26 protein-coding genes and 2 pseudogenes are annotated in these 26,879 nt (G+C 62.9%); 20 read left to right on the top strand and 8 right to left on the bottom strand.

Translation table 11 applies throughout. The features are described 5' to 3' along the window. The first annotated feature begins 107 nt into the window (after positions 1–107). Positions 108–1,229 carry an XdhC family protein gene (locus ACFU5V_RS28270; protein ID WP_378703201.1) on the top strand — a complete coding sequence of 374 codons (1,122 nt, stop codon included), beginning with the start codon at positions 108–110 and terminating at the stop codon, positions 1,227–1,229. A gap of 85 nt (positions 1,230–1,314) precedes the next feature. Here ACFU5V_RS28270 and ACFU5V_RS28265 read toward each other — a convergent pair whose 3' ends face one another. From ACFU5V_RS28265 to ACFU5V_RS28255, 3 genes are all read right to left on the bottom strand, one after another. Further along, on the bottom strand, positions 1,315–2,112 hold the full coding sequence (locus ACFU5V_RS28265) for an SDR family NAD(P)-dependent oxidoreductase (RefSeq protein WP_378703200.1): 798 nt from the start codon (positions 2,110–2,112) through the stop codon (positions 1,315–1,317). 66 nt (positions 2,113–2,178) lie between these two features. Next, positions 2,179–2,796 (bottom strand): NAD(P)-dependent oxidoreductase, encoded by a 618-nt coding sequence (locus ACFU5V_RS28260; RefSeq protein WP_378703331.1) that lies wholly within the window; start codon positions 2,794–2,796, stop codon positions 2,179–2,181. A 117-nt stretch (positions 2,797–2,913) separates the two neighbouring features. Beyond that, entirely contained in the window at positions 2,914–3,741 is an 828-nt protein-coding gene (locus tag ACFU5V_RS28255; protein ID WP_378703199.1) for an SDR family NAD(P)-dependent oxidoreductase, read from the bottom strand. A 122-nt stretch (positions 3,742–3,863) separates the two neighbouring features. Here ACFU5V_RS28255 and ACFU5V_RS28250 point away from each other — a divergent pair, with 122 nt between their 5' ends. From ACFU5V_RS28250 to ACFU5V_RS28225, 6 genes are all read left to right on the top strand, one after another. Next, positions 3,864–4,583, top strand: a complete 720-nt coding sequence (locus ACFU5V_RS28250) for a TetR family transcriptional regulator (protein WP_378703198.1) — start codon at positions 3,864–3,866, stop codon at positions 4,581–4,583. Between the two features lie 254 nt (positions 4,584–4,837). Then, entirely contained in the window at positions 4,838–6,148 is a 1,311-nt protein-coding gene (locus ACFU5V_RS28245) for an MFS transporter (RefSeq protein WP_378703197.1), read from the top strand. Positions 6,149–6,424: 276 nt separating this feature from the next. After that, on the top strand, positions 6,425–6,673 hold the full coding sequence (locus ACFU5V_RS28240) for a hypothetical protein (RefSeq protein WP_378703196.1): 249 nt from the start codon (positions 6,425–6,427) through the stop codon (positions 6,671–6,673). 865 nt (positions 6,674–7,538) lie between these two features. Next, positions 7,539–10,811 carry a protein kinase gene (locus tag ACFU5V_RS28235; RefSeq protein WP_378703195.1) on the top strand — a complete coding sequence of 1,091 codons (3,273 nt, stop codon included), beginning with the start codon at positions 7,539–7,541 and terminating at the stop codon, positions 10,809–10,811. Between the two features lie 257 nt (positions 10,812–11,068). Further along, positions 11,069–11,452 carry a tyrosine-type recombinase/integrase gene (locus tag ACFU5V_RS28230; protein WP_378703194.1) on the top strand — a complete coding sequence of 128 codons (384 nt, stop codon included), beginning with the start codon at positions 11,069–11,071 and terminating at the stop codon, positions 11,450–11,452. Positions 11,453–11,711: 259 nt separating this feature from the next. Continuing rightward, entirely contained in the window at positions 11,712–12,242 is a 531-nt protein-coding gene (locus ACFU5V_RS28225; protein ID WP_378703193.1) for a helix-turn-helix domain-containing protein, read from the top strand. Here ACFU5V_RS28225 and ACFU5V_RS28220 read toward each other — a convergent pair. Further along, a complete protein-coding gene (locus ACFU5V_RS28220; RefSeq protein WP_378703330.1) occupies positions 12,165–12,368 on the bottom strand; it encodes a hypothetical protein in 204 nt (67 codons plus the stop codon). The two genes, ACFU5V_RS28225 and ACFU5V_RS28220, sit on opposite strands and share 78 nt — an antisense overlap. A gap of 118 nt (positions 12,369–12,486) precedes the next feature. On the opposite strand from ACFU5V_RS28220, the gene ACFU5V_RS28215 reads away from it, so the two are divergent. Further along, entirely contained in the window at positions 12,487–12,984 is a 498-nt protein-coding gene (locus ACFU5V_RS28215) for a tautomerase family protein (RefSeq protein WP_378703192.1), read from the top strand. A 62-nt stretch (positions 12,985–13,046) separates the two neighbouring features. Here ACFU5V_RS28215 and ACFU5V_RS28210 read toward each other — a convergent pair whose 3' ends face one another. After that, on the bottom strand, positions 13,047–13,559 hold the full coding sequence (locus tag ACFU5V_RS28210; RefSeq protein ID WP_378703191.1) for a winged helix-turn-helix transcriptional regulator: 513 nt from the start codon (positions 13,557–13,559) through the stop codon (positions 13,047–13,049). 145 nt (positions 13,560–13,704) lie between these two features. Here ACFU5V_RS28210 and ACFU5V_RS28205 point away from each other — a divergent pair, with 145 nt between their 5' ends. From ACFU5V_RS28205 to ACFU5V_RS28190, 4 genes are all read left to right on the top strand, one after another. Further along, positions 13,705–14,049, top strand: coding sequence for a DUF485 domain-containing protein (locus tag ACFU5V_RS28205; RefSeq protein WP_378703190.1), 345 nt, complete (start codon positions 13,705–13,707; stop codon positions 14,047–14,049). Then, positions 14,046–15,683, top strand: a complete 1,638-nt coding sequence (locus tag ACFU5V_RS28200) for a cation acetate symporter (protein WP_378703189.1) — start codon at positions 14,046–14,048, stop codon at positions 15,681–15,683. Before ACFU5V_RS28205 ends, ACFU5V_RS28200 begins: the two co-directional genes overlap by 4 nt. Before the next feature lie 51 nt (positions 15,684–15,734). Beyond that, positions 15,735–17,222, top strand: a complete 1,488-nt coding sequence (locus ACFU5V_RS28195; RefSeq protein ID WP_378703188.1) for a CoA-acylating methylmalonate-semialdehyde dehydrogenase — start codon at positions 15,735–15,737, stop codon at positions 17,220–17,222. A 72-nt stretch (positions 17,223–17,294) separates the two neighbouring features. Beyond that, positions 17,295–17,690 carry a tautomerase family protein gene (locus tag ACFU5V_RS28190; RefSeq protein WP_378703187.1) on the top strand — a complete coding sequence of 132 codons (396 nt, stop codon included), beginning with the start codon at positions 17,295–17,297 and terminating at the stop codon, positions 17,688–17,690. Between the two features lie 472 nt (positions 17,691–18,162). On the opposite strand, the pseudogene ACFU5V_RS28185 reads toward ACFU5V_RS28190, so the two are convergent. Beyond that, positions 18,163–18,506 (bottom strand): annotated as a pseudogene (locus tag ACFU5V_RS28185) (transposase); the annotation flags it as partial. Between the two features lie 8 nt (positions 18,507–18,514). Next, positions 18,515–19,435 (bottom strand): oxidoreductase, encoded by a 921-nt coding sequence (locus ACFU5V_RS28180; RefSeq protein WP_378703186.1) that lies wholly within the window; start codon positions 19,433–19,435, stop codon positions 18,515–18,517. A gap of 94 nt (positions 19,436–19,529) precedes the next feature. On the opposite strand from ACFU5V_RS28180, the gene ACFU5V_RS28175 reads away from it, so the two are divergent. Then, positions 19,530–20,090, top strand: coding sequence for a TetR family transcriptional regulator (locus ACFU5V_RS28175; RefSeq protein ID WP_378703185.1), 561 nt, complete (start codon positions 19,530–19,532; stop codon positions 20,088–20,090). Between the two features lie 28 nt (positions 20,091–20,118). On the opposite strand, the pseudogene ACFU5V_RS28170 reads toward ACFU5V_RS28175, so the two are convergent. Continuing rightward, positions 20,119–20,446 (bottom strand): annotated as a pseudogene (locus ACFU5V_RS28170) (IS110 family transposase); the annotation flags it as partial. A gap of 172 nt (positions 20,447–20,618) precedes the next feature. Between ACFU5V_RS28170 and ACFU5V_RS28165 the strand changes: the two are divergent. From ACFU5V_RS28165 to ACFU5V_RS28135, 7 genes are all read left to right on the top strand, one after another. Continuing rightward, entirely contained in the window at positions 20,619–20,816 is a 198-nt protein-coding gene (locus ACFU5V_RS28165; RefSeq protein WP_378703329.1) for a hypothetical protein, read from the top strand. A gap of 184 nt (positions 20,817–21,000) precedes the next feature. Beyond that, positions 21,001–21,219, top strand: coding sequence for a hypothetical protein (locus tag ACFU5V_RS28160; RefSeq protein ID WP_378703184.1), 219 nt, complete (start codon positions 21,001–21,003; stop codon positions 21,217–21,219). Positions 21,220–21,846: 627 nt separating this feature from the next. Then, the gene (locus ACFU5V_RS28155) at positions 21,847–22,797 is read left to right on the top strand and encodes an alpha/beta fold hydrolase (RefSeq protein WP_378703183.1); all 951 of its coding nucleotides are present in this window, start codon (positions 21,847–21,849) and stop codon (positions 22,795–22,797) included. Then, positions 22,716–23,243, top strand: coding sequence for a Zn-ribbon domain-containing OB-fold protein (locus tag ACFU5V_RS28150; protein ID WP_378703182.1), 528 nt, complete (start codon positions 22,716–22,718; stop codon positions 23,241–23,243). Before ACFU5V_RS28155 ends, ACFU5V_RS28150 begins: the two co-directional genes overlap by 82 nt. 171 nt (positions 23,244–23,414) lie before the next feature. After that, on the top strand, positions 23,415–24,107 hold the full coding sequence (locus ACFU5V_RS28145; RefSeq protein ID WP_378703181.1) for a hypothetical protein: 693 nt from the start codon (positions 23,415–23,417) through the stop codon (positions 24,105–24,107). 928 nt (positions 24,108–25,035) lie between these two features. After that, the gene (locus ACFU5V_RS28140) at positions 25,036–25,578 is read left to right on the top strand and encodes a M23 family metallopeptidase (RefSeq protein ID WP_378703180.1); all 543 of its coding nucleotides are present in this window, start codon (positions 25,036–25,038) and stop codon (positions 25,576–25,578) included. A gap of 465 nt (positions 25,579–26,043) precedes the next feature. After that, positions 26,044–26,550, top strand: a complete 507-nt coding sequence (locus ACFU5V_RS28135; RefSeq protein WP_378703179.1) for a hypothetical protein — start codon at positions 26,044–26,046, stop codon at positions 26,548–26,550. Positions 26,551–26,879 lie beyond the last annotated feature (329 nt).

The raw sequence follows: 26,879 nt of genomic DNA, 5'->3' as shown, positions 1-26,879 counted from the left end.
CCACTGTCGAGTCTCGTACCCGACCCCGGTGCCCGTCACGGCCTCTTAAAGGCAGACGGGGCACCGGGGTCCTTCACGAACGACTGCTTCGCACCGGAGGGGTACCTATGCGCGCCGTCCTTGACGCGCTTGTCAGACAACTCGAGCTTGATGAACCCTGCGCACTCGCGACCATCGTGCGAACCTCCCGGTCGGCACCTGCAGCGCCGGGTACCGCAATGCTCGTGCGTGCGGATGGCAGCGCAGTCGGCTCCCTGTCCGGGGGGTGCATAGAGGGCGCAGTCCATGACGTCGCCGCGACAGTGCTTACTACGGGCGCCCCAGTGATCGAGCGGTACGGGCTCGCCGACGATGAGTTCGAAGTCGGCCTGCCCTGCGGCGGCGAGATGGAAATCCTCGTCGAACAACTGACGCCGGCGGACCGACCAGATCTGATCCGGCTGCGCGACGACGTGAAATGCCGCCGAATGGTTGCGGTCGCGACGGTGCTCGAACACCCGTCGCTGCAGCACCGCGGCAGGCACCTGACAGTCTCGACTGACGATCACACGGGTTCCACGGGATCCGCACACCTGGATGCTGTCTTCGTCGAGCAGGTGCGTGAACTGATGCGCGTCGGTCGAAGTGAGGTAATGCAGCTAACCGACGGGGGAGAGTCCACCATATCCGCCTTTGTCGAAGTCATGGCGCCTACACCGCGGATGATCATCTATGGTGCTACCGAGATCGGATCCGCAGTCGCCCGGCAAGGCCGGCTACTCGGAAACTACGTCACGCTGTGTGACGCGCGGACGCTCTTCGCTACACGGGACCGCTTTCCCGATGTCGACGAACTCATCGTCGAATGGCCTCACCGACACCTGTCGGCGGAGGTCACAGCGGGCCGTGTCGACGAAAATACCGTTCTCTGCATCCTCACGCACGATCCAAAGTTCGACATCCCATTACTCGACGTAGCTCTACGCCTCCCCCACCTCGGATATATCGGTGCAATGGGATCAAGGCGCATCCATCAAGACCGGGTAAAGCAGTTGAGAGAAGCCGGACTCGGGCGGGACGAACTTGCACGCCTGCACAGTCCGATCGGTCTCGACCTGGGTGCTCATACGCCCGCCGAGACCGCCGTTTCCATCGTGGCGGAAATTGTCGCGTCACGACACGGCGGTGAAGGACGATCCCTGCGGAGTGGAGCGGGGCCCATCCATCACCGCCGGAACGACGCTGAATAGCGTCGATGACGCCCATCACCGGGACAGCTCTCGCGATTAACAGGAATCGTTGTTTCACGCCATATTCATTAACTGACCCGTTCGGCTATTCCGTGCCGGGCATGAGGTAGTCGACATAGTCGGGCAGACCCCGAAGGTGTGTGCCGCCGTCGACGAGGATAGTGGTGCCGGTGATCCAACTGGAGTAGTCGGAGGCCAGGAAGACAACCGCTTTCGCGATGTCGGCTGGCTCACCCATCCTGTCAATCGCGAAGCTGCGGTGCCAAGCTGCCTTGAACTCGGGCGTCGTGACGCTTTCTGCCATGGGTGTCTGGATGACACCCGGTGCAACGGTGTTCACCCGAATCCCGTGTCGACCTGCTTCCAGTGCGGCCACCTCGGTGAACTTGTCGATTCCGGCTTTGGCGGCGGTGTAGTGAGCATTGCCCCGGGTGGTGCCAAATGTCTCTACCGATCCGGTGTTGATCACGACCCCAGCAGTTGCGCTCGCCTTCATCCGCATCACAGCCGCCTTGGTCCCGAGGAAGGTTCCTTTGAGATGGGTTGAGATGACAGAATCCCAGTCTTCCTCCGGGAGATTGACAATGGTGTCCAGGGTGCTGTTGCCAGCGTTGTTGACGACAATCGCTACTGGCCCGAGTTCGGCCTCCGTGGTGTCGAACAGTCGCTCGACGTCCGCGGACTTGCTGACGTCTGCGACGATCGGGATGGCCCGGCGCCCGACGTGACGATCGGTGAGTATGGCAGCAGCGCTGGATAATTCACCCTGATTGCGCGCTGTGATGGCGACGTCGGCGCCGTGCGCCATCAGGTAATCCGCCACCGTGTAGCCGATGCCCTTCGAGCCACCGGTCACGATCGCTGTGGTGCCTACGAGCTTCATACCTTGTTCTCCTCTTGTGGTCTCGTCTGGTCGGTTTCCGGTCGCGACACGGTGAGGTGGACGCGATCAGGGGTACAAACTTTTCTGGTACGTACCGGGGTGGTCGAGGGAGTTCAGGACCAGGTCCGCGAGTTGGAGACGTCCCGTGCGGTCGGTGAGGCGCCCGTGCGGGAGGGTTCGTCGTTCGAGAGGTTCCTCGTCCGCAGAATCGGTCAACACGCCGGGACGCACAATCGTCCAGCTCAGCCCGCTTTCGGCGAGAATTTGATCCTGGTGTCGACGTTCCTTGATCACCGGCCGCGAGACCGCCGCGTAGGCGAAGGAGATCATGCGGTTCAGCAGGCCGGTGGTGTGGTGGTCATATGCCGCCTCGGACATGACCACAATTCGCGAGACTTCCTCGGCTCGCATCGCCTCGACAATGGATTGAGTGACAATCGAGTACAGGTGGGACTTCCGGTTACCCCTGGCCCCCAACGTGAGGAACACCGCATCGGATCCAGCGATCGAGTCGCGGACTACGGCGCGATCGAACACTGATCCGACGACCGTAAATGTAGGGGTGGTGTCCTGAAGTCGTGCGGGGTCCCTCACAACTGCGACAGTCGCATTGCCGCGGGCCTCGGCTCGATCGATGAAGGCGCGACCTGTGGGGCTGGTTGCCCCGAATACGGTGATACGCATATATATCCTCTGTTCGAGCCGGCTTCGGCAACGGTTGGGTCCGCGCGAGTGTCGCGGCATAAGTCGGGGCGAATCGGTCCGTTCATACGACTACGACCTGGGACAGACCCAGCAGCGTCAATCGAAGTTGACGGACTCGCTCAGTGTCCTCCACAGCTCGTCGGATTCGGTGAGCGCCTGAGCGATCGACTGTGCGTACTGGTATGCCTGCGTGCCGAACAGAATCCGGACAGGGGCGTCTTCTCGGTTGGCGAGGTCATGGATCTTGCGGGCCAGCTTGGCGGGTTCGATCTCCTCGGATCCGGCCGCCGAGCGGACCATCTCAGATAACGTGCCCACCGTCTGCTGGTAGTCCTCACTGATCGGAGGGATAGTCATGGACGAGCCCGCCCAATCGGTTCGCATGCCTCCTGGCTCGAGGACGGTGACCTTGATACCGAGCGGGGCAACTTCCTGCGCCAAGACGGTGGAGAATCCGCCGACTGCCCACTTGGCGCTTTGGTAGGCGGCCAGTCCGGGAGTGCCCAGCCTGCCTCCAAGAGAGGAAACCTGGAAGATGTGACCGGCCCCTTGTTTGCGGAGGATCGGCAGAGTCGCCTTGGTGACGTGCACTACCCCGTAGAAATTGGTGTCGATCTGCGCGCGGAAATCGTCGAGGGTGACGTCCTCGATCGCTGCAACATCACCGTACCCTGCGTTGTTGACGATCACGTCGTATCGTCCGAACCTCGTCAGGCCCGCGTGCACGGCTCCCACGACGGCGTCGTTGTCGGTGACATCGAGGGCGAGGGGGAGGATTCGGTCGCCGTACTGGGCGGCGAGATCGTCGAGTTGTTCAGGTCTGCGGGCGGTGGCAACGACCTGATCGCCGGCCTCCAGTGCGGCTTCGACGATAGCGCGGCCCAAACCGCGGGAACTTCCTGTGACAAACCAAACCTTGGCCATGGCAGCCCTTCCATTGTCTGTTCTCGAAGACCAAATTGCGATTTTATAGACCGCCGGTCTTTTAAGAGAGTAAGGGACCGCCGGTCTGATGTCAAAAGACCGCCGGTCTGTACTATGGGCCAGTGACCAATTTCCAGCGCGCCCGCAGTGAGGAGCAGCGACAGGTTCGACGTCGTGTCATTCTCGACACGGCGGCAGCCATGCTGGATGAGGTGGGAGTGGCTGCGGTCAGTCTGAACGAACTCAGTCGGCGTGTTGGTCTCGCCAAATCCAACGTGCTGCGGTACTTCGAGTCCCGTGAAGCGATTCTGCTCGAGCTTTTGGCTGCAGCATGGAGCGAATGGAATGTCGACTTGCCGGAGCAGCTGCGTGTCGGCATCTCCCCTAGGGTCGACCCCGGTCAACGCGGTGAGCAACTCGCAGACATATTGAGTCAGTCGCTGATCGGGCGCGGGATCCTGTGCGACTTGCTCAGTGCACAGGCGGGTGTGCTGGAACAGAACATCTCCCCGCAAGTGGCGGCACGCTACAAGCATGAGGCGTCCGACAATGTCTCGGAGTTGGCGTCGCTCGTACGTGCGCATCTCCCTGAGGTCGGCGAGCGCGCCGAAGCCTTCTGTGCTCAAGCGATAATGGTAATCGGAGCGATCTGGACCCACTCGCGTCCCTCGCCGAGCATGCTCGAAGCCTATGCGGCCGACCCTGTACTGGCGGGCATGCGGATGGACTTCGTGCCGACTTTGCGCGAGACGCTGGCCACTCTGATTGCTGGAACCCTGGCGCGCCGCGACGTGACCGATACCGGCCGGCGGCCGACGGCAAGCGGCACGGCTGCTACGTGATCGGCCGGCGTGGCTAATCGATAACGCCTCCATCTGCAGGCCTTTCCGTATCGCATCGACGAGAGCGATCGTTCTGACTGTGTCTCCGGGCGCCTACATGATCTCTGCACATTCGTGAATCCTGCCGACGTCTAGCGCACAGAATACCTTCCATGTGCACTAAGTCTCATGTAGCGTGCATGTGTGTCATCGAGAACGTTAACCCCATCGATGTAACAGCCACTGTTTTAGGTTGAGAAGACAGGAACATCTGGATGAGCCAGGCCGTTGTCACGGAAGAAGGCCGTTCCCGCCAACTACTTCGTCGCACCGTCTTGGGCGGCGCTGTAGGTACCTTCGTCGAGTTCTATGAATTTTCAATCTATGCAGTGCTTGCGACAACTTTCGCTGCAGTGTTCTTCCCGGAAGTCGACCCTACTGTTGGTTTACTTTCGTCGCTCGCTGTCTTTGCAGTGGCCTTCTTTGCACGACCTCTCGGCGGATTCGTATGGGGTGCAGTAGGAGACAGGGTAGGCAGAAAACGAGTCCTATCATTCACTGTCATTCTCATGTCAGGTTGCACAGCAGCGATGGGTCTACTCCCGGGCTACGCGTCGATCGGCGCCCTCGCACCCTTCCTTCTCATCGTTTTGCGGTTCCTGCAGGGCTTCGCGGCAGGAGGTGAAATGTCCGGAGCCGTGTCATTCATTGCCGAACATGCCCCCGTAAACCGGCGCGGCTTCAATGTGGGGATGATCCAGATCGGGGCGATCTCTGGCGCTCTCGTCGGGAGCGTACTTCCGGGTCTACTCCTGATCGCACTGTCCGCCGAATCGATGGAGACGTGGGGGTGGCGAATCCCTCTAGTACTCGCGCTTCCCATGGGCATCACTGGGCTTTGGATTCGCCGGCGTCTTGAGGAAACACCGCAGTTCATCGCCCTGCGCGCAGAGCATTCTGCCGCACATAATCCGGTTGCGGCGGCGTTGACCGGCAGTGTGCAGCGCAAGCTGATGTGGAAGGCGTTCTGGTTGATAGCGGTCAGCGCCGCGTCCTTCTACCTGATGGCTGGCTATTTGCCGAGTTTTGCAAAGAACAGTCTGGGGCTCACCGGAATTGAAGCATTCGCACCATCTGTCATCGCCCTCAGCGCCTGCATTGTCGTGCAGTTCGTGGGTGCATCCCTTGCCGATCGAATCGGCCGCAAGCCGATCGCGATGGTGAGTGTCGGTGGTTTGATCGTGCTGTCCTGGCCGAGCTTCGTGATGATCACATCAAACTCGTTCGCCCTGATGGCGTGCGGACTCATCATCATCGGTGCACTGGTAGGTGGTTACGCATCCGTCACCAATACGATTCTCGCCGAGATGTTCCCAACCCGAGTGCGGGTAACCGGGCACGGAATTTCATACAATCTGTCAGTCGCTCTGTTCGGCGGATCAGCACCGTACTTGTTGACCTGGCTTGGTGGCATCTCACATAGCAACATGGTCGGCGCCATCTATGTGACGTTGCTCGCTGCTGTCACATTGGGCGTGTTGTTTACTGTTCCGGACATGACCGGGCGCCCCCTCAAAGTCGACTAGATTGAAAATTCGCTTCGAGGTTTTCGATGACAGGAAAGCGCCGACGACAACACCATGGAGCTGACGGCCCTTTGGCCTGGTCGCAAAGACCAATTGCAGGCGGAGCGCCGTTCGGTGTCACGTTGACGTCTGCCATACTCAGAGTTGCGGTGAACAACGAGTTGCAAACCACTGCAGGCTCTCTCCACGAAGAGAGCACTTCATCGATCCAAGATCGCCACCCTGGCGGTAGAGCGAAGACGCTCATCCGCAGAATCTCCGAATCGAAAGCTACTAATGCCTGATGAAGTTATGAATGGCGCGTCTGCGCCAAGTATTGCGGTGGGCGCCTACGTGCAAATCCGCTGCGATGGCGAACGACTGGTGTGCGGCGTGATTGTCGAGGACTTCGCGATATCAAACCCGGCCGACCCCCACGACCGCAAGTGGGCACCGGTCGGCAGGTGGGCGGTGGCGCTCGATGACGGCCGCCTGGTCTTTGTTGACACCGAGAACCTTGTCACTGCTCATGCCGAATGGCCTTGAAAGTGGCGGTGAGGGGCCAGGCAGGCCAGGACTCGCGCGAGGCGGATCGGCGTGCCAACAGACGTAACGTGAGTCTGCGATGTTCGGACGTGGTTCGCGTCCGATCGTCGCGGCGGCCAACGCCCACGTGCCAGAGATCCGAGGAACAGTCGAACGCTCAATGTGTCCGGCAGATGCTGAGGCAGGACACTTCTGAGGCATGAGACCTCCAGCAAGGAGGACGGTGCCCGGCTGGCCTTCGCTCGTGTCCTTCACCTTCCGCGTGTCCCGCAATGGCGGAAACTGGGGGACCTCTGATCTCGGGCTGGGCTCGCCGCGTTGCGGCCAACCGCAACGCAACGCGGCGTGCACTCTGCAAAACCCTCATAACCGTCGCACCTCTCGTCTCGCCTTGCACAAACCTTGGTCTACAGCCACCCGACGCTGATCCGGTTCACGCTCGGTTCGCTCGCCGGGGCCACCCTGGCAACGCCATCTGTCCCGTCGCCGCGTCCTCACCGAACGGGCGCTATGAACGTCGAAGGGCGCCGCTACCTCAAACTCAAGTTCGCCAGCGTCGCGCCGCCCAAGGCAGAAAATATCTCGTTAGCCCGGATAATCGCCCAGTAGGCGACCGTCACCGAACAGGCAGTGCGCGTCGAACTTGCCTCTGGGTTCGATGGGTCGATACAAAACAAAATCCCTGACCGGGAGTGGAGGGATACACCGGGGCGATATCCTGGAAGTGCGTCAAGAGGTGAGTGCATGGGTGTACATCTGAAGGGTATTACGGACCGAGCGGTTGTTCGAGTCCGTCTGAATAACGGCCCTATGATCCGCCAGAATGTCGCTCTTGTGCCCGATCCGCAAGGGATCGTCACAACCGATGGCTGACTTTGATCCACTCACAACACAGCGCGATCTGGCGCTGTCCATCGCGGCTGAGCTCAGTACATCCGATTTCGAGGACATTCACGTAGTTGGGCAGGGCGGATTCGGCATCGTCTACCGCTGTCGACAGCCCTCCCTAGATCGCACCGTAGCCATCAAGGTTCTCACCTCCGAACTGGACTCCGAGGATCTCGCACGCTTTGTCCGCGAACAACGCGCGATGGGACGTTTGTCGGGACACCCGAACATCGTGAACGTCTTCGAAGTCGGGACTGTGGGGAGTGGCCGACCCTTCATCGTCATGCAATACCACTCGCAGGGATCGTTGGAGAATCGGATCCGCACGAGCGGCCCACTCGCGTGGAACGAGGTCCTCCGCCTGGGTGTAAAGATGGCCGGCGCACTGGAAACAGCCCACCGCATGGGCATTCTCCACCGTGATGTGAAGCCCGGGAATATTCTGCTCACCGACTACGTTGAGCCGCAGCTGACAGACTTCGGAATCGCCCATATATCAGGAGGTTTCGAAACGTCCACGGGGACCGTCACCGGTTCCCCGGCGTTCACCGCCCCGGAAGTACTCAAGGGAGAGTCTCCGACCGCGGCCTCCGATGTTTACAGTCTCGGTGCGACCCTCTTCTGCGCCATTACCGGTCACGCGGCGTTCGAGAGATTAACCGGAGAACACGTGGTCGCGCAGTTTCTACGGATCGCAACGGAGCCCGTCCCCGAGATGGCAGAGCAAGGGATTCCTGACGATGTTCGCGCTGTCGTCGGACGCGCGATGGCGGGCAGCGCGGCCGATCGGCCCGCCTCCGCCGAAGAACTCGGGGAGTTGCTTCGCGACGCAGAGCGACGCCATTACCGCGTAGTGGACGAGATGGCGTTGCCAACAGACCCGACAGCAAACTCTGAAGGCCAGCGCGCGCTCGGCAACGACGCGTACGTCTACTCGCCGCCCGCAGCTCGAACTAAAGATGGGAATCTGCCGCTGGAACTGACAAGTTTCGTCGGCCGCCGACACGAATTGGCTCAGGCCAAGCAGTTGTTGTCGACGTCACGGTTGGTGACCTTGACAGGTGTCGGGGGTGTCGGGAAGACCAGACTTGCACTACGGGTGGCGGAGGGGGCGCGACGTGCCTTCGGCGACGGTGTGTGGCTGATCGAGCTGGGCGAACTCGCAGACCCAGGACTCCTCGTTGACCGTATCGCCGCCGGGTTTGGACTTCAGGAACGCTCCGTGCGTCCACCGCTGGACTTGTTGACCGACTACCTAGCGCATCGACAGATTCTGATGGTGCTTGACAATTGTGAACACCTCATCGATGCGGTCGCGCAAGTGACGCAGACACTGCTCCGGACCTGCCCCGACTTGAGGATCATCGCGACGAGCCGAGAACCACTGGGCATCGGTGGCGAGATCGCCATGCGGGTGCCGCCCCTTGCCGTCCCCCACCCGGGTGACTCTGCATCACCGAGAGGAATCCCTACAAGCGACGCGATCACATTGTTCGTGGAACGCGCTCATGCGGCGGTACCCGAGTTCGAGCTCACCGAGGACAACAGAGCGGTGATCGCTCAGATCTGCGAACGGCTTGACGGCCTTCCATTGCCGATCGAGTTGGCGGCCGTACGTTTGCGGGTGATGTCCGCACCGCAGATTCTGGACCGGCTCGCAGATCGATACTCACTACTCACCGTCGGTAGCCGCGGTGCACCGACGCGGCAACAGACGATGAGGCTGTCCGTTGACTGGAGCTACGAGCTCTGTACGCCGCGAGAGCAGCAATTGTGGAAACGGCTATCGGTGTTCGTGGGCGGATTCGAACTCGACGCGGCGGAGGGGGCCTGCGGCGGCGGCCTCAGCCCGACTGAACTACTCGACACCATCGCATTGCTGACCGACAAGTCGATCCTGATCCGCGAGGAACACGATTCGGTGGTTCGCTTTCGGATGCTCGAAATCCTCCGTGAGTATGGACGAGAAAAGCTCCAAGAGAGCGGTGAGTGGAGCGCGTTGCGACGGCGACACCGAGACTGGTTCAAGCAGTTGGTCATGCAGGCAGAGGCCGGGTGGATATCCAACCAGCAGCTGGAATGGATCGCTCGCCTACGTCGGGAGCAACCAAACTTGCGGGAAGCGTTGGAATTCTGCGTCACTGAACCCGGGGAAGCCGAGTCTGGCCTCCAGATCGCAAACGCCCTGCATCCATTCTGGTTTGCTCGCGGTCTATTCAGCCAAGCTCGGAGCTGGATCGAGCGGGCCCTTGCGCCCCAGAGCGAAGCACCGACCGCATTGCGTACCCATGCACTATGCACCCAAAGCATGATGGCTGGATTGCAGGGCGACCTCGATGCGGCTCGGTCCAAACTGATGGACGCAGAAATTCTCGCGAAGCAGTTAGGAGGCAACGGCATACACGCAATCAACTACTTCGAAGGGAACTTGGCACTTTACAGCGGCGAGCCAAGCCGCGCCGCCGACTTCTTCGAAGGCATTCTCGAGGAGCTCCGCGCGCAGAGAAACCCCCTGCGGTTGCTCGAAGCACTCAGCGGCCTGGGCTTGGCCAGCTGGCTGCTCCAAGACCACGCGCGTGCGGTCACCATCCACGAAGAGGTTCTCGCGATCACAAGACGGCACGGCGAGTCGGTCTACCAGACATACTCCCTGTGGGGGCTCGGGTTGGTGGTGTGGAATCGAGACGATCCCGCGCGGGCAGTGAAGCTTCTCAAAGAGGGAGTGCGGCTCACACGCAATGTCAACGACCCCGTCTGTGCCTCGCTGTGCGTCGAGGCTTTGGCCTGGATATCATCCACCCAGCATCAAGAGGGCAGAGCCGCCCGACTCATGGGCGCAGCAGGGGCACTCCGCCAATCTGTCGGTGGCTCAACGGTCCACATCCCCGGCATGGTGACCTATCACAGGGAGTGCACACGGCGCAGTCGCCAGGCGCTTGGTGACCGCGCATACGAGGCGGCGTTTCAACAAGGCAAGTCAATGACATTCGAGGGTGTCGTCGCCTACGTACTCGACGAAGCCATCCCCTCGCAGACGGCAGAGCCGCAGGCGACCGAGTCGATTCTCACCCGACGAGAGAGTCAGGTAGCAGAACTGGTCGCCGCAGGAATGACCAACAGGGCGATCGCGGCAAAGCTTGTGATCTCGCAGCGCACGGCCCAAGGTCACGTGGAACATATACTCCAGAAACTCGGGTTCACCTCTCGAGCGCAAATAGCAGCCTGGTTCATCGAACGAGGAGTGCCTTGATCGCGGCTGAAGGGCATCTCGCTGTACTGATCACGGACGTTGGTGACGGCGTGGCGAGGTGACACAGAGAAGACCTCCGAGTGAAGTGCGAGCTGTATAGGAACGCATCACTCACTCACTCAGGAAGTCTTCGTGGTCCACCGTAATGCCCCGACAACACCAGGCCCGCACCTCCCACTACTGACGTCGCGGACACCTCCCATAAGTGCCGTTGCAGTATTAGGGCGGAGACGACGAAGAACCGGCTCGGGCGGGTCGTGCCGTATTCGGCTCCGACCGGGGTGCTGCTGTCGGACTATCTCGCGCACCGAGCGAGACTCAGCAGGACACGCGGACCGCTGTTCCTGTCGGAGTCCCGCCGCAATCACGCCCAACCGCTGAGCCTGTGGACGTGGTCGAAGGTGGTGCGACGGATCATGCTGGCTGGCGATGTTCCGCGGTTTTCCACGCACACCAGCCGGCATCTGTGTTTGACGGATCTGGCCCGGATGGGTTGGGAGCTGCATGCGATCGCGACGTTCGCGGGGCATCGCCACACGGACTCGACGCTGCGATATATCCACCTGTCCGGGCGGGATCTGGCCGACAAGCTCGGCCGCGGCATGGAACACATCCACGCCTGGTCTGCACCGTCAGTGTGACGAGGAACTGATGGGTGCACGGCGCCCCCGCTGAATTCTTGGCGGAGCTCACGGGGGCACCGTGCGTAGTGCGGAAGGCACTGGTGGTCACGGTAGAGGTCGATCCTGCGTGCGTCGAGTCCCGGCTGTCGAGCGGAGAGATGTCCTGCCCGTCGTGCTCGGACGGGGTGTTGGCGGGGTGGGGTTTCGCCCGCGCCGTCCGGTGGCGGGCCTGGTCACCCCGGTGCGCCCACGGCGGGCCCGCTGTCGGGGGTGCGCAGTGACGCACGTGCTGCTGCCGGTGACATTGTTGCTGCGCAGGGCATATCTCGCGGAGTTGGTCTGGGCGGCGTTGGTGGCGAGGGCCCGCGGGAGCGGGCATCGCCCGATCGCGCAGCGGTTGGGCATCCCGGGGTCGACGGTGCGCGGCTGGTTGCGGGCGGCCGCGGCCCGCGCGGATGCGGTGCGCGGCTGGTTCCTCGCGGTCGCGGTCACGGCGGGTGTCGATGTCATGGTGCCGCGGGAAGCGGAGTCGGTGTGGGGCGACGTCCTCGCCGCGGTGGACGCAGCAAAGACCGCGATCACCGAGCGCTTCGGGAGTGCCGCGGTCCTCGGCGCGGTGACGGCCGCGCAGGTCGCGGTCGCGGCCAGTGCCGGTCGACTTCTCTCACCGGGATGGCCGCCGGCCCCGACCCAGGATTCTGCAACACCGGTTACCCCTGCCTGCGACAACTCAGCGACGACCGCGACCGCGCCGAGACCGATCTGCTCGGCCTGCGCCCGACACCGGGACACTGTCTGCAGTGTGTAGGCGATCTTGTGCGGCGGGTAGTGCTCGGGGTTCGTCGACCGCCCCGACAGGTGCAGCACGTGGGGTGGCGACCACCTGCTCGGTGTGGAAGATCTGCACTACGTCGCCGCTGGTGCGCACCAGCACCTGCTGACCGATCGACCGCCAGGGCACCGAATACCTGCGGTATCGGAATCGATGATACGACGCTATGTGGCTGGCGGGCCATTTCTGACTTGCAAAATGATAGTTAGCGTTCTATGGTGTGGATCACAAGCTGACTTGCATTTTGCTATTCAGCACGGAACTGCGGAAGGGATTAGTGATGCCGACTTACATGTGCTTCGCCCATCGGGGGCGTTTGAGCGACGGCCAGCGGGCGGAGGTGGCCGCGGGGATCTCCCGGATTCACGGCGAGGCCACGGGAGCGCCGGTTTCGTTTGTGCAGTGCGTGTTTCAGGAGTTCAGCTCGGGCGGGCATTTCATCGGCGGGCAGCCCGCGGCTGAAGGTGGGATCTGGGTGTATGGGCACATCCGGGGCGGGCGTACGGCCGAGGTGAAGAACCGGCTGGTCACCGAGATCAGGGATCATCTGGCCCGGGTGGCCGGAGTCGAGGAATCGCTGATCTGGGTGTACCTGAACGAACTTATTCATACGGACATGGTCGAGTTCGGGCGTGTACTGCCCGAGCAGGGCGCGGAGCAGGACTGGGTCGATGGACTGCCGCCGGACCTGCGCAGTCAGCTAATTGCGCTGGGGTGACCTCCGGTGGAGCGTGGACGTGAGACGAAGTCGCCCGATTTCCCCACAGGTAGCGAGCGGTCTCACGATGTTGGCGCCTCGGCCGCGGGGTCGGCGAGTGTGGCCACGACGGGTGTCCGCCACGGCCTGACCCACGCCTCGTCCTCGCGGGAGACCGTGACATCGCAACTCGGGCAGTACTCGCCCCGTTCGAGCGGATTCCCGCACGCGGTGTGGATGAACAGGATCGGCGTCGCAGGCAAGCCCTCGATCGTGGTGTGCTTTTGTCCCCATTCGGCGAGGGTGTGGAACACCGGCAGGATATCGGCGCCGGCCTGGGTCAGCTTGTACTCGTGCCGGGTGCGGCCGGTGCCTTCGTATGGGACACGCACCATCAATCCCATCTCTACCAGGCGGCTGAGCCGGGCGGACAGGATGTTGTCCGCGATTCCCAAGTCGGATCGGAACTCGTCGAATCGGGTCATCCCGACGTTGGCGTTCTTCAAGATCAGCAGGGTCCACTTGTCGCCGAGGACGTCGACCGCACGAGTGATGGGGCACGCGGCTTCGGAGAGGGCGCGTTTGATGTTCGGCATTTCGGTTCCCCATTTCCTCCACTGGCTTGCAGTTAGCAAGTCTACTACCCGTCTTCGTGTCGCCGCACGATCGCACCGCCCGAGCAGCGATTCCGACCATGTTCGACCCGCATTCTCTCCCACTGATTACGAGGAGCCATCTGCGATGATCATCGACGCAGAAAAATCAGAAAACCCTCTCGATTCACTCAGCCCCTACGAGGAGATCGAGCGTTCCCCCGAGTTTCGGGAAGTCCGTAGACGCCTGCGAATCTTCATCTTCTCGGCCACGGCCTTCTTCATGACCTGGTACGGGGGATACGTTCTGGTCAGCACCTTTTCCCGGGGATTCATGGCCACCCCGGTCGTCGGCAATCTCAACGTAGCGTTCTTCCTGGGTCTCGGTCAGTTCGTATCCACCTTCGTCATCACCGGGATCTATGTGACCTTCGCCAATCGCAAGATCACCCCGGCCGTCGACTCTATTCGTGCAAAGTGGGAAAACCGATGAACTACCTCGCGGCATCGCAGACAGTCGGGAATCCCGCGCTGAACATGGCGGTCTTCGCCGGATTCGTGATATCTACCCTGGCGATCGTGATCCTCGTCGGCAGGCGGAAAAGCAAGAAGGCCGCTGACTTCTACACCGGCGGAGAGCAATTCACCGGAATGCAGAATGGAGTCGCCATCTCGGGCGATTACCTGTCCGCCGCCAGCTTCCTCGGCATCACCGGAGCCATCGCGGTGTACGGATACGACGGATTCCTGTACTCCATCGGATTCATCGTCTCCTGGTTGGTTGCGCTCCTGATGGTCGCAGAAGCGATCCGCAACACCGGCCGGTTCACCATGGCGGACGCGCTCAGCTTCCGCCTCAGGCAGCGACCGGTACGCATCGCGGCCGCATCGACGACATTGACCGTCTCCTTGCTGTATCTCCTCGCACAGATGGCCGGCGCCGGCGGGTTGGTGGCACTTCTGCTCAACATCACCGATCGAACGCAGCAGTCGATCGTCATCGCGGCGGTCGGAGCCCTCATGATCGCCTACGTCCTCGTGGGCGGGATGAAGGGAACGACCTGGGTTCAGATCATCAAGGCTGTCCTGCTGATCGGCAGCGTCTTTGTCCTGACGGTACTGATTCTTGCCAAGTTCGGGTTCAGCATCTCCACACTTCTCGGTGCTGCGCAGGAGTCGATCTCGGGCTCGTCGGATCCCGCAGTGGCCGCGCGCGATGTCCTCGCGCCAGGTGAGCAATACGGCAAATCGACGCTGTCGAAGTTCGACTTCATCTCGCTCGGGATGGCACTGGTGTTGGGAACTGCCGGGCTACCGCACGTGCTGATGCGGTTCTACACCGTTCCGACCGCCAACGCCGCACGTAAGTCCGTTGTCTGGGCGATCGCATTGATCGGCGCCTTCTACCTGATGACACTCGTGCTGGGATACGGTGCGGCAGCCATCGTCGGGCCGGACAAGATTCTCGGGGCCCCCGGAGGACAGAACTCTGCCGCTCCATTGCTCGCGTTCGAGATCGGGGGAACGGTCCTGCTCGCCACCATTGCCGCAGTAGCGTTCGCCACGATCCTGGCCGTGGTGGCAGGTCTGACGATCACCGCATCGGCCTGCTTCGCTCACGACCTCTATGCCGGTGTCATCAAGAAGGGCAAGGTGTCCGAGCGGGAACAGGTCCACGTCTCGCGCATCACCGCGGTCGTGATCGGCGTCGTCGCAGTGGGGCTCGGCATCCTGGCCAACGGGCAGAACACCGCATTTCTGGTGGCGCTGGCATTTGCGGTTGCCGGCGCTGCGAACCTGCCGACCATCGTCTACACCCTGTTCTGGAAACGCTTCAATACCCGGGGCGCCTTGTGGAGTATGTACGGCGGGCTGGCATCAACGCTCATTCTGATCGCCTTCTCACCGGCAGTCTCTGGGCGGACAACATCGATGCTTCCGCATATGGATTTTCAGTGGTTCCCGTTATCCAACCCCGGGATCGTGACGATCCCGTTGGCATTTCTGCTGGGAATCCTGGGCACACTGACTTCTCGGACGAAGGCCGATGCAAGAAAGTCCGCTGAAATGGATGTCAAGGTTGTCACCGGCATCAAGTTGAAATCTGAACTCGAACCGATCCTGTGAGACCGGATCTATCCGAAATCCCCGCAAGAAACCACCGATAGCGAAGGAATCATGGTCAACACCATTACGCACTGGTTCGACAACAAGAGCTTCACCGGCACCAGCGGTAACACCGCCCCCGTCACCAACCCGGCCACCGGCGCCGTCACCGGACAGGTCGCCCTCGCCAGCGTCGAAGACGCCCGCACCGTCATCGACGCCGCAGCCGCCGCCTACCCCACCTGGCGCGACACTTCGCTGGCCAAGCGGACGCAGATCATCTTCAAGTTCCGGGAACTGCTCAACGAGCGCAAGGGTGAACTCGCCGAGATCATCACCGCCGAACACGGCAAGGTCGTCTCCGACGCATTGGGCGAAGTCTCGCGCGGCCAGGAGGTCGTCGAATTCGCCTGCGGCATCGCCCACCTGCTCAAGGGCGGCATGACGGAGAACGCCTCCACCAACGTCGACGTCGCCTCCATCCGCCAACCCGTCGGCCCCGTCGGCATCATCTCCCCCTTCAACTTCCCCGCCATGGTCCCGATGTGGTTCTTCCCCATCGCCACCGGCAACACCGTCGTCCTCAAGCCGTCGGAGAAGGACCCCACCGCCGCGATCTGGATGGCCGAACTCTGGGCCGAAGCCGGCCTCCCCGCCGGCGTCTTCAACGTGCTCCAAGGCGACAAGACGTCCGTCGACGAACTCCTGACGAATCCCGCCGTCAAGGCGATCTCCTTCGTCGGCTCCACCCCCATCGCCCAGTACGTCTACGCCACCGGCACCGCCCACGGCAAACGCGTCCAAGCCCTCGGCGGCGCCAAGAACCACGCCATCGTCCTGCCCGACGCCGACCTCGACCTCGCCGCCGACGCCATGGTCAACGCCGGCTTCGGATCCGCCGGCGAACGCTGCATGGCCATCTCCGCCCTCGTCGCCGTCGGCGACATCGCCGACGAACTCGTCGCCAAAATCACCGAACGCACCAACACGTTGAAGATCGGCGACGGCACCCGCGATTCCGACATGGGCCCGCTGGTGACGAAGGTGCACCGCGACAAAGTCGCCTCCTACATCGACGCCGGAGAGGCCGCAGGCGCCACCATCGTGGTGGACGGCCGGCAGGTGCAGCCCAACGGCGGCGCCGACGGATTCTGGCTCGGCCCCACCCTGATCGACCACGTCACCACCGACATGAGCGTCTACACCGACGAAATCTTCGGACCGGTCCTGTCCGTGATCCGCGTCGACTCCTACGACGAGGCCCTGGAACTGGTGAACTCCAGCCCGTTCGGCAACGGCACCGCCATCTTCACCAACGACGGCGGCGCCGCCCGCCGGTTCCAGAACGAGGTCGAGGTCGGCATGGTCGGCATCAACGTCCCCATCCCCGTCCCGATGGCCTACTACTCCTTCGGGGGCTGGAAGAACTCCCTGTTCGGCGACACCCACGCCCACGGCGCCGAAGGTGTGCACTTCTTCACCCGCGGCAAGGTCGTCACCACCCGCTGGCTCGACCCCAGCCACGGCGGCCTCAACCTCGGCTTCCCCCAGAACAACTAGCCACATCGACACCGACCTGGGCTGGGCTGCTGAAACCAGCACCCAGCCCAGGTTCACATGCAGAGGAAGACAATGCCGCTCGTCCACATTCACCTCGTCGAGAACCGACGGTCCCAAGCGCAATTGCGTCAGATCGCGGACGTCGTGCAGGCCGTCATGCGCGAATCATTCGCAGCGCCTGCGCGTGATCGTTACCAGGTCATTACCGAGCACAAGCCGGGCCAAATCATTGCCGAGGATACGGGGCTGGGGTTCGAACGCACCGACGACATAGTGCTTGTCGAGATCGTGCAGCAGGGTCGAACGGAGGAGCAGAAGCGGGCAATGTATCAAGCGTTGGCAGAAGCGCTTGCGGTGGAAACTGGGCTGGCGTCAACAGATCTGATTATCTCGGTGGTGGCGAACACTCGAGCGGACTGGTCGTTCGGTCGAGGGTCTGCGCAGTTCTTGGATGGCCAACTCGAGTGAGCAGCGCCCTGGGGTGTCGGTGGGCGCGGCGACTGCGCGGTCCTGTGGGGTGTGGTCCAGCGGGCACGGGCGGTGTTCCGGGTGCCGACGGGTCGAATCGCGTACTCGGGGACCGGATAGGTGCATGGGGCGGTGGTGCATCGGGTTGCGGTGCCAGGGTCTTTCATCCCCGGCGCCTGACGGATCAGGGACGGTCTCTCATGTGGGTGAGGTGTTGTCCCGCGCTTGCATCACATGGAAGACCACGATGTCCATGGTGGAGCGTGCCGCGGCGGTGCGAGATCATGGGGCAATACGGCCGCCCGACCTGGCGATCGCCCAGGTCTCGGGAGAGCCGGCGCAGAGCGCGACAGCCCGCCTCGGCGTTCATGATCTCGACGGGAATCGACACGACGTGCCTTCCTCGTGGACTGTGGACTCTCCGGAACAGGCGTGTGCGAGGAGTGGTGCGTTGACATGGTTGTTGCGTCCGCTAAGTGGTCCTATGCGGCGGTGGCCAGCGTAGCGTTGCCGATCGCCGTTCGAACTCGACTGGGCAGATCTGGCCCAGGCTCGAATGCCTCCTTCTGGTGTTGTAGCGCGTGATCCAACGGAAGACCGCAGCACGCGCGCACCCGCACTGTTCCAGCGCTTCCGGCCCTGCAGCGTCTCCCGTTTCAGCGTCGCGTTGAGCGACTCGGCGGCCGCGTTGTCCGCCGACGTCCCGACAGCGCCCCGCGATGTCGTCACCCCCAACTCGCGGCAGAGGTCGGCGAACTCCGCCGACGCATATTGAGATCCGTTGTCAGAGTAAAAAATTGACCCCTCAAGCCCTGCGGGCACGATCAACCGATGGTGAATCTGACCTTTGTGAGGCGTTCGCTCTCGTTCCAAAGCTGCATGCCCTCTGCCGGGTCTGCGGCTCCACGGGGGAGGGGGACCGGCTTGGGAGTGCCGGCATCCTGGCGGCGTGCTGCGGGGCCGATGAACTGGCCGCTGCGCACCTCGGGGCTCGTCGCTGCGTATAGGGATGGCCAGGCAGCGCCCTCGGGCGAGCCCATGACGAACCGTTCCATCAGACCGGTCAGGCTCCTGGCGACTACGCCCTGGGTGTGCCGTTGCAGGTTGGTTATCGCCGACCCCGGGTGTATGACGACCGCCTTGCTGCTTGTTCCGGCGAGACGCCGGGCTAATTCCCGAGTGAAGACGACGTTGGCGCGCTTGGACTTCGCATAGGCACTCATCGGGCGATAACGCTGCTCGCTCATCAGATCGGTCAGCTCGCCACTGCGCCAGGTCGCCGCGATCGCGCTCACCGTGACGATGCGAGACGCGGCGGAACGCTGGAGGGAGGGAAACACCTGTGCAGTGAAGGCGAAGTGGCCGAGATGGTTCGTGCCCACGGTCATCTCGAAGCCATCTTTGGTGGTTCTGCGCTCGGGGATGTTCATCACTCCGGCGTTATTGATCAGCAGATCCACCGTCTCCGTGCGGGCGATTTGCCCCGCGGCGTCCCGGATGGAAGCAAGATCCCCCAGGTCTAGGACGAGTGTGCTGAGGTTGACGTCGGGAGTCTCAGCCTCGATCAAGGCAGCCGCCTCCTCGAGCTTGGCTAGGCTGCGGCCAGCGAGGATGACCCGGGCGCCACGCCGAGCGAGGCCCCGGACAGTCTGCAAGCCGATGCCGCTATTCGCGCCGGTGATCAATGCTGTGCGGCCGCTCTGGTCGGCGATCGCGTCCGGGGTCCAGTGAGACGTATACGTCATAGCCAGTCCTTCGATAGTGAATGTTCATTTAATAACACAATGAACCCCGTGCGCCGCGTTGTCAAATGAATATTCATTAGCAATACTGAGGTGTGTGAGAACACGCGATCCTGAATCCAAGCGTCAACAGCTCCTCCAAGCTGCACTGGATGAGTTCGCCGCGCACGGCGTTGCCGGCGCACGCGTAGACCGACTCGCAAGGCGCGCAGGAATCAGCGCGGGCCTCGTGTACTCCTTCTATGACGGAAAGGACGGCCTGTTCGATGCGGTCCTCGACTCGATCGTTGAGCAAACCGTCACGACGATCCCCATCGACGCCGACGACCTCGCCGAGTATGCGGGACGTCTCTTCGACGGCGCAAAAGCCCACCCAGAGGTTGCCCGCTTCATGGCCTGGTACCAACTGGAACGAGGCGAGTCTGCAGGAGGGCGCGCCGCAAACTCAGCCGCGATGTACGGGAAAGTGGCGGCCATCGAAGCCGCCCAGCGCCGTGGCGACGTCACCGACCGCTTCCGCGCAGGCCAACTCCTCGCCCTCGTCATCAGCACCGCGAATATGTGGCAACTACAAAACTGCGACTTCCTCAGTCTCGTACCTGAGGAAAAGCACCGCGAGACAGTCGTGGATGCCGTGCGCCGTCTCGTAGCACCCTGAGAGTTAGTCATCCCAGGGCTGTAACTCGTCAAGCAGCCCCGGTGGTGCGACTGATCCCGTCAATATGCTCGTCGTAACGAGTGCAGTGGCGGAGGTAGCCGTGGAGGATTCCGATGAGGCGAATGCCGGCGATTGGTGGTGCAAGTCGCCAGCGGCGCGCCACTGGTCGTAGAGCTCTCGGGCGCCGGAACTGAACGACAAAGCGCACAAAGCTCATTGGATCGATGACATCGTAGAGACGCCGGTTACCGACGGTCGCGGGCGAGCACGGCACCGTTCTTGCCGGAGGCGACAGTCAACGGTGCCGGCGTAGTTTCGTCCCCGAAGTCACCGAGCTCCCGGACGCCGAGTACGACATTAAAACATGTCTCCCGGTTTGAGCCGTTCGACATACTCGTGCCGGGTTGACCTCCACAAGTTCCCAGCCGGAGGGCCAGGTGTAACCCAGGACCGGCTGATGATAGTGGCCGACGAAGTCCGCCGGCTACCGGTCGGCCGCTTCCTACGACACCGACGGACGCCGAGGACATTATCGACTTCGCGCGAACCTGGGCGTCATTCGGCGGGCCGCCGAATGACGCGATACTTATCCGCTTCGGAATGTCTCCAACGAGATTCACGGTCCGGCTGAGGGAGATCGTCGCCGAGACCGACCGCAGCAACGACTTCATTGGAGCGCTGCGGAAGGTCGGACCGCAGCCCGATAGGGCCGAGCCGATCGACTAGTTCCGGATAAGATTCGGCGCGCTCCGCGAGTTCCCGACATCGTGGCGGTGCGTCGGCCCGGCCCGCACCAGCGTCGGCCCGTTCGAAGGGCACTGTCCGTGTGGGCGGATTTCTCGAGGACGGATCACCATCATGTTGTCGTCTTGCTCTGCAGCGTCCTGGCGAGCACCGGGATCAACGCGGGGTGGAAACCATCGTGGGCGGGCCGGTGCGCCCGATGGTGTCGGGCGGTGATGCGCTTGGCGCCGCTGGGGGCGCCGATGTGTGGGAGGCGTCGCTCTTCGGCGTCGTGTTCTGCCTGTTGCTGGGTGCACCGTGCACCGATCGGCTCGTGATCGTGTTGCTCGGGATCTGGGCCTCGCTGCCCGACGCCGGGTTCGGATCTCCGGTGTGGACATGGTAGTTCAGGCAATGGCGATCGGCCTCACTTGTCCGGTGACATGGACCGGCGACGGGCGGTGCCGGGGAGCGGTACCGCCCCGTCGCGTGTGGACCGTGATGCGGTGGTTCTGTTCCCTGTCCGGTGGGTCAGTGCTCGGAGCCAGGACGTATAACACCGATGCTGCCACCCGGGCTCTGACCGCTCGTCACGGAATGCCTATCCGCAATCGGCGCTGCCGAGCGGGTAGTGCCGTTCGGAATTGGTGTAACTGGGTGGCTGCCCTGGCCGATGTACTGTGCGAAGTTCTCCACCGGTCGGTGGATCTCGGCGCAACGGTATGCGCTAATCCCGGTTAGCAAGTGGGGATTTGGCTGCGGCGAGTGCATCGGCAAGGTGCGCTGGGTGTGTACCGTCGCGAGGACATGGTAGATCTGCCGGCCGGTCGCGCGCCGAGAGTGCGATCTATGCCATACGTGCATTTCCGGTGTTGCCCGAACTGGACGAGTGGCGGCAGGCGGTTGAGGCGTCTGATAGTGCCGACCCGCCGATCGCGGTCGGCGGTGCCGCAGGCCGGGTTCGAGTCGCGGGCGGGCCATTCTGATCGCCAATTCTGGTACCGACCGGTTTCCTCAGTTCTGGAAAGTAGGTATGCCTGTAAGTATTTCGGCGGTCGTCGCGTTGCGAGACACGCGGCATTGTGTGATGTGCCTCACCCGCGTCGACCGAAGGCCACCCATGCGCTATCGATACCAGCCCGCGACGGTCCGCCGCGGCTGTCATCGACGGGTGGAGTGGAGAACTGTTCGAGTCAACGACCGCATGGCGGTGTACGGTGTCGCCGGGAGTGGTCCGCCCGTGGTCTTCATCCATGGATGGGAGTTGGCACCACACGTATACCGTCACGCCTTGGCTCAGCTTGCCCGAAACAACGTCCGGGTCTTCGCTCCAGCGGTGCCAGGATTCGCGGGGGCATCCGACCGTCCCTTCGAAGAGCGGACCCTCGACAGCTATGTAGCCTGGCTCGGCCGGTTTCTCGAAGCTGTCGGGATCGGCCCCGTAATCCTCGTGGGTCACTCGTTCGGCGGGGCGATTGCAATTCAAGCCGCCCACGATCTTCCGGATCGGGTATCGCGACTCGTTCTCGTCAACTCGATCGGGGGAGACGCTCGTCCCGGTCCGGGTAAGTCGGCGCTCTCGATCCACGAGAGACCACTGTGGTATTGGGGAGCGGCGGCGTTGGGAGAAGCATTGTCGCGCAACATGTTCTCGCATGCTTCGGCAACAAGCACACATGCGATCTCCCCGACCGCACTCCGCGATCCAGGAGCGGTGTGGCGCACCGCCCACATCGCCAGAACAGCGAACTTGACGGCGGAGCTGAACCGGATCGCCGACCGCGGGCTGCCGGTCTCGCTGCTGTGGGGCCGCGCAGACCGCCTGATACCGCGGGCGAGCTTCGAATCGCTCCGAGAGTCACTCCGCACACCACCGGTGTTCACCGTCGCCGGCGGCCACGGATGGCTGATCAACGACCCGAAGTACTTCGGCAACGCGATGCGGACCGTCCTGAACTGGGTCCCGACCGGGGCGGCAGCATGACTGCCCGAGTCGCCGATCGCACGCAAGTGACGACGCGGACGGGGCAGCTGATCATCTGGAAGTGTCGGGACTGCGCCGCGCTGCTTGCGCCCTTGACGAGGTACTGCTCCTACTGCGGCAGTGACGAACTCGAACAGGTCCCGTCGGCGGGCACCGGGGTGATCGTGTCGTGGAGGGCCGTTGACCGGGCACCGGACCAGGTCTGCGGCCTGCCCAACCCATCGATTGTCGCCATCGTCGCACTCGACGAGGGGCCGTGGGTGTATTCGTGGATTGACTGCGACGCCCCGCTTCCGACCGGCCAACCGGTGCGGGTGTGGTTTCGTCACACCCGACCGGGCGAGAGATTCCCGGTCTTCGAACCGCACGCCGGGCCGACCAAAACACGGCTCCGACGGGCTGGAAAACAGTGTTTGACGTCATCATTAACGTCGAGGCGAACGTGACGAACCTCTTCGCCGAATACTTCCGTCTCTGCCCTGCCGGTGCAGGACCGAGCGGATGCCGTGCCGGGGGTGCATCGCCCTCGACCTCCACCGCGACGTCGCAGCGATCCTGTGTGGCCCCGACCGCGTAATCCCTCCAGCCGACATCAACGACAAGGACCACCTCTCACCATGAAGATTCGTACGCTTGCCGCGACCGCAGCCCTCACCGTCGGTGTCCTCGGCGTCGCATCCGGCACCGCCCAGGCCGCACCGGACAGTGCCGGCACCCCCGCGATTGCCCCGTCCATCGTGCAGGGCGTCGACTGGACCGTGACCCGCGACGGCACCGACGTCGTCGTCCATGTCGCGTCGGGCTCGTTGGCCATCGAGAACAACCTTCTGATCGTCCGAAACGGTCAAGGTGCGGTGGTGGCGTCGGTACCACTGACCCTCGCGGTCGACGGTCTCGTCCATCCCGTCGCGGCCCGCGTAGCCGGTGACACTGCCGTGCTGACAACAAACACCGACCCCGCCGCCGGCACCGTCGACCACACCGGTGCACTCAGCGACCTCGCCCGACCGGCGCCGATCGAGGCCGGTCCACCGTCACTCTCGCTGACGCCCGCGATCGGCACTTCCCTGGGCGCGGCGACCGGGTTGGTCGGCGGCTGCCTACTCGGCGCCATCGCGGGGGCCGCCATGTCCGCACCCGCCGTCATGCTCTTCGGCGCCGGTCCCGTTGCGGGATGCGTCGGGGGCGCACTACTGCTCGGGTCCGGGTCCGGCCTGGCGGGGACCGCTACCGGAGATCTCGGTGCCGACGCAACCACCGGTCCGCACATCATGCAACTCCTCAACCAGGCGCCCGCACCAAAGAACTAGAACACCGCGAACCGGACCGAACCTTTTCGCCGTGCGTCGGTGTCTTGTGTGTGCACTTACCGCTGCTGGAAATCGATGTTCATGCCCTGCAGGACCGCCCCTGGACGGTCTGCATTGCGGGCCTGACCGGTGGACGTCGCGGTAGTTGTCCTCGCTGGGGTTCAGCAACCCGACAATGTCGCCGCTCCTGAGCATCGGGTGATGCCGCAGTGTGGTGCCCGGCTCGTGGGTCGGCGGCCGTCGGCGGTGGCAGCGCGGACGCTGCGTTCGGCTTGGATTCGATTGCTCGCGCTCTGGGTGACCAATCGGGTGACTGCCGAAGGTGTGGGATCACCGTTTCAGTGAGGGCCCGCGGATCGGACTGGCGAGCATACAGATCCGCGCGGGCCGCGACGGTATGAGCGGCTCGTTGGATGTCGTGACGTTGAACTCGGTGCTTGTCGCGTCGGTGGTTGTGGCGGCGGCGCTGGTGGTTCGTGTGTCGTAGACGGTGCGCGGGAGTGATGTGGTGGCGGGCTCGGGGATATGTCCGCGCCACCGGGTTCGCTTGTGCACGAGGCAACTAGCACTGCCGCACTGCCTGTGGCGGCGGCGAGAACCAGGCACATCATGATCCGCATCATTCGTTGTGGCTTGTCAGGCGTGGTCGGGCGGTCGCACGAGCGGTCCGATCCGCGGTGTCTGAAGTATTGCCTGTTTTGACATGTCCGCGCGACCCGGTCTGTTCAACGGATCGCCGCGAACTGCCTGATTTTCGAAAACAGGTATATGCACGGGTAATTCGGACGTTGCTCGTAGTGTTCGTGACCGGGATGTTATAGAGGTCTCGTTTGACGGAAGCTACTACTGCACACCGTACGCGGCGACGCACCTGAGTGCAGTTGCTGGGTCGAGATTGTTACTGACCATCTCGACCGAGGAAAGAATCATGGGCAAACAGCGGGTACGAAGTGCCTATACCGCAGGACGTGTGATCGCAGTTGTTGCCGGAGCAGCTGCTCTCGCAACCACCGGCGGAGTAATTCAAACAGGCACGGCCAGCGCGCACGACGCGTCCGAGGCACCCAGAGGGTGCGACTGGGAGTGGCCGGTCGATGGTCCACCGTCGCAGGGCTTCCATCTCGGCCATGATGGCACCGACTTCGCCGTCAAGGTAGGGACCGAGCTCCATGCTCCGACATCAGGGACGATCTCGGTTGCCGGGCCGAATGATCCTGGCGGATACGGAACCTACATTCAGCTGGAAGCCGATACCGGCGAGCAGATTCAGATGGGTCACCTTTCCGAGACGTGGGTCGGCGTGGGGGATCATGTCACTGTCGGTGAGGCGATCGGCGCAACCGGTAACACGGGGAGCTCGACGGGTCCACATCTGCACCTTCGCATCCACCGCGGTGGTGCGGTCGACCCCGTGACCTTCTTGCGTTCGGTCGGAGCGTGCGACACAGGTTCGGGTGACATCCGATCCTGATCCGAATCCGGCGTCCCTGGCGCGCCCGCACCCCTGGAAGGTGCTCTGTTTGCCGAGCCTGGTGTCGAGACGGCACCGAAAGTCTCTGCAGGACTGAGGAATGCGCAGCGTGATGCGCAATGCCCGGGCATGGCCAGAATGTGCCCACACGAAGGGGTCCGGAGGGCAGTCCGAGAACTCTGGTTGGCGGTCAGGCGCGTCTCCGCGGTCGGCCCCAGGCTTGCGCCTACTACGTGAGGGTGGGCGGGTATCGGTGGACGGCCGTGTCCGTTCCCGACCTCGTATTCATCCCAATGATCACGCCCAGACACCTGTTGCTCAGCAGTAAGGCAGTCGATGATTCGTAAGTCCGCAAGGGCAGTGGGTGCAGCACTTCTGGGTCTGGGTGTCGCTGCAGGTGTTGCTGTCGCCACCCCCACGGTGGCCTCGGCCGCGGCTCCGTGTCGTGGCACATGGGACGTCGTCGTGGGTGGCTTGACCAATGACGACTCTGTGGGATTCCTCAACGAGGACCAGCGCGTTAAGTACAACTCGTTTGATACGCGGTCCGGCGTGAGGGAACTCGATCGGCTTGTACGGGCTCATGCCCGGGCATGTCCTGACGACTTCATCCATCCCGTGGGTTTCTCGGGGGGTGCAGCAGTAGTGCACCTCTGGGCGACTGAGAACGGCAGAGAGTTCCGGGGCAGAGCCAGCATCGTCCTGATCGGTGATCCCAAGCTGCCGGACGGCCTGGGTGGCGGTCTCGGATTCGCGGCGACCGATCTGAGATGGGTTCCGGCGCTCGGTGGTGCGAATGACGACTATGGTGTGTTGCCCGCACTCCAGGTATGCAACGGGTGGCTTGGCGGCGGTGACCACATCTGCAACAGTCGCGCCAGTTGGGGTGGATACCTTCGTGGTGTGCACGGCGACTATGACTTCGATGTGAACTCGTACCCAATCAACGCTGATGGGTTGATCTTTCGGTAGCGCAAACCCCTTGCAGTGGTCGGTGGCATCGCACCCGAATCACAGGTCCTCCCGGTGTCCCAGCGGCCGCGGGTGCTGCACGAGTCGTACCCGATCGTGCATGCCACCGCACTGGCGAATTGTCGGGGAGCTCTCCATCGGTCGCCTCTCCAGCCGTGCGGCGACCCTGCCATCCGGGCTGTTCGGGCGTCGCGGCGTACCCGTGCGGGCGATCTGACTCGCCCCTGTCGACGTCGCTGCGGCAATGCGCGGCGCTCGGGGACCGATAGAGACCGTACCGTCACCAGTTAGCGGAGTTGGGCGGCGGTTGTCGTGGTCGACCCAGTAGG

The organism is Rhodococcus sp. NPDC057529 (assembly GCF_042802055.1).
Classification (GTDB): Bacteria; Actinomycetota; Actinomycetes; order Mycobacteriales; family Mycobacteriaceae; genus Rhodococcus_F.
Note: the sequence above shows the minus strand (reverse complement) of the source record. Positions and strands in the feature narration are given on the sequence as shown.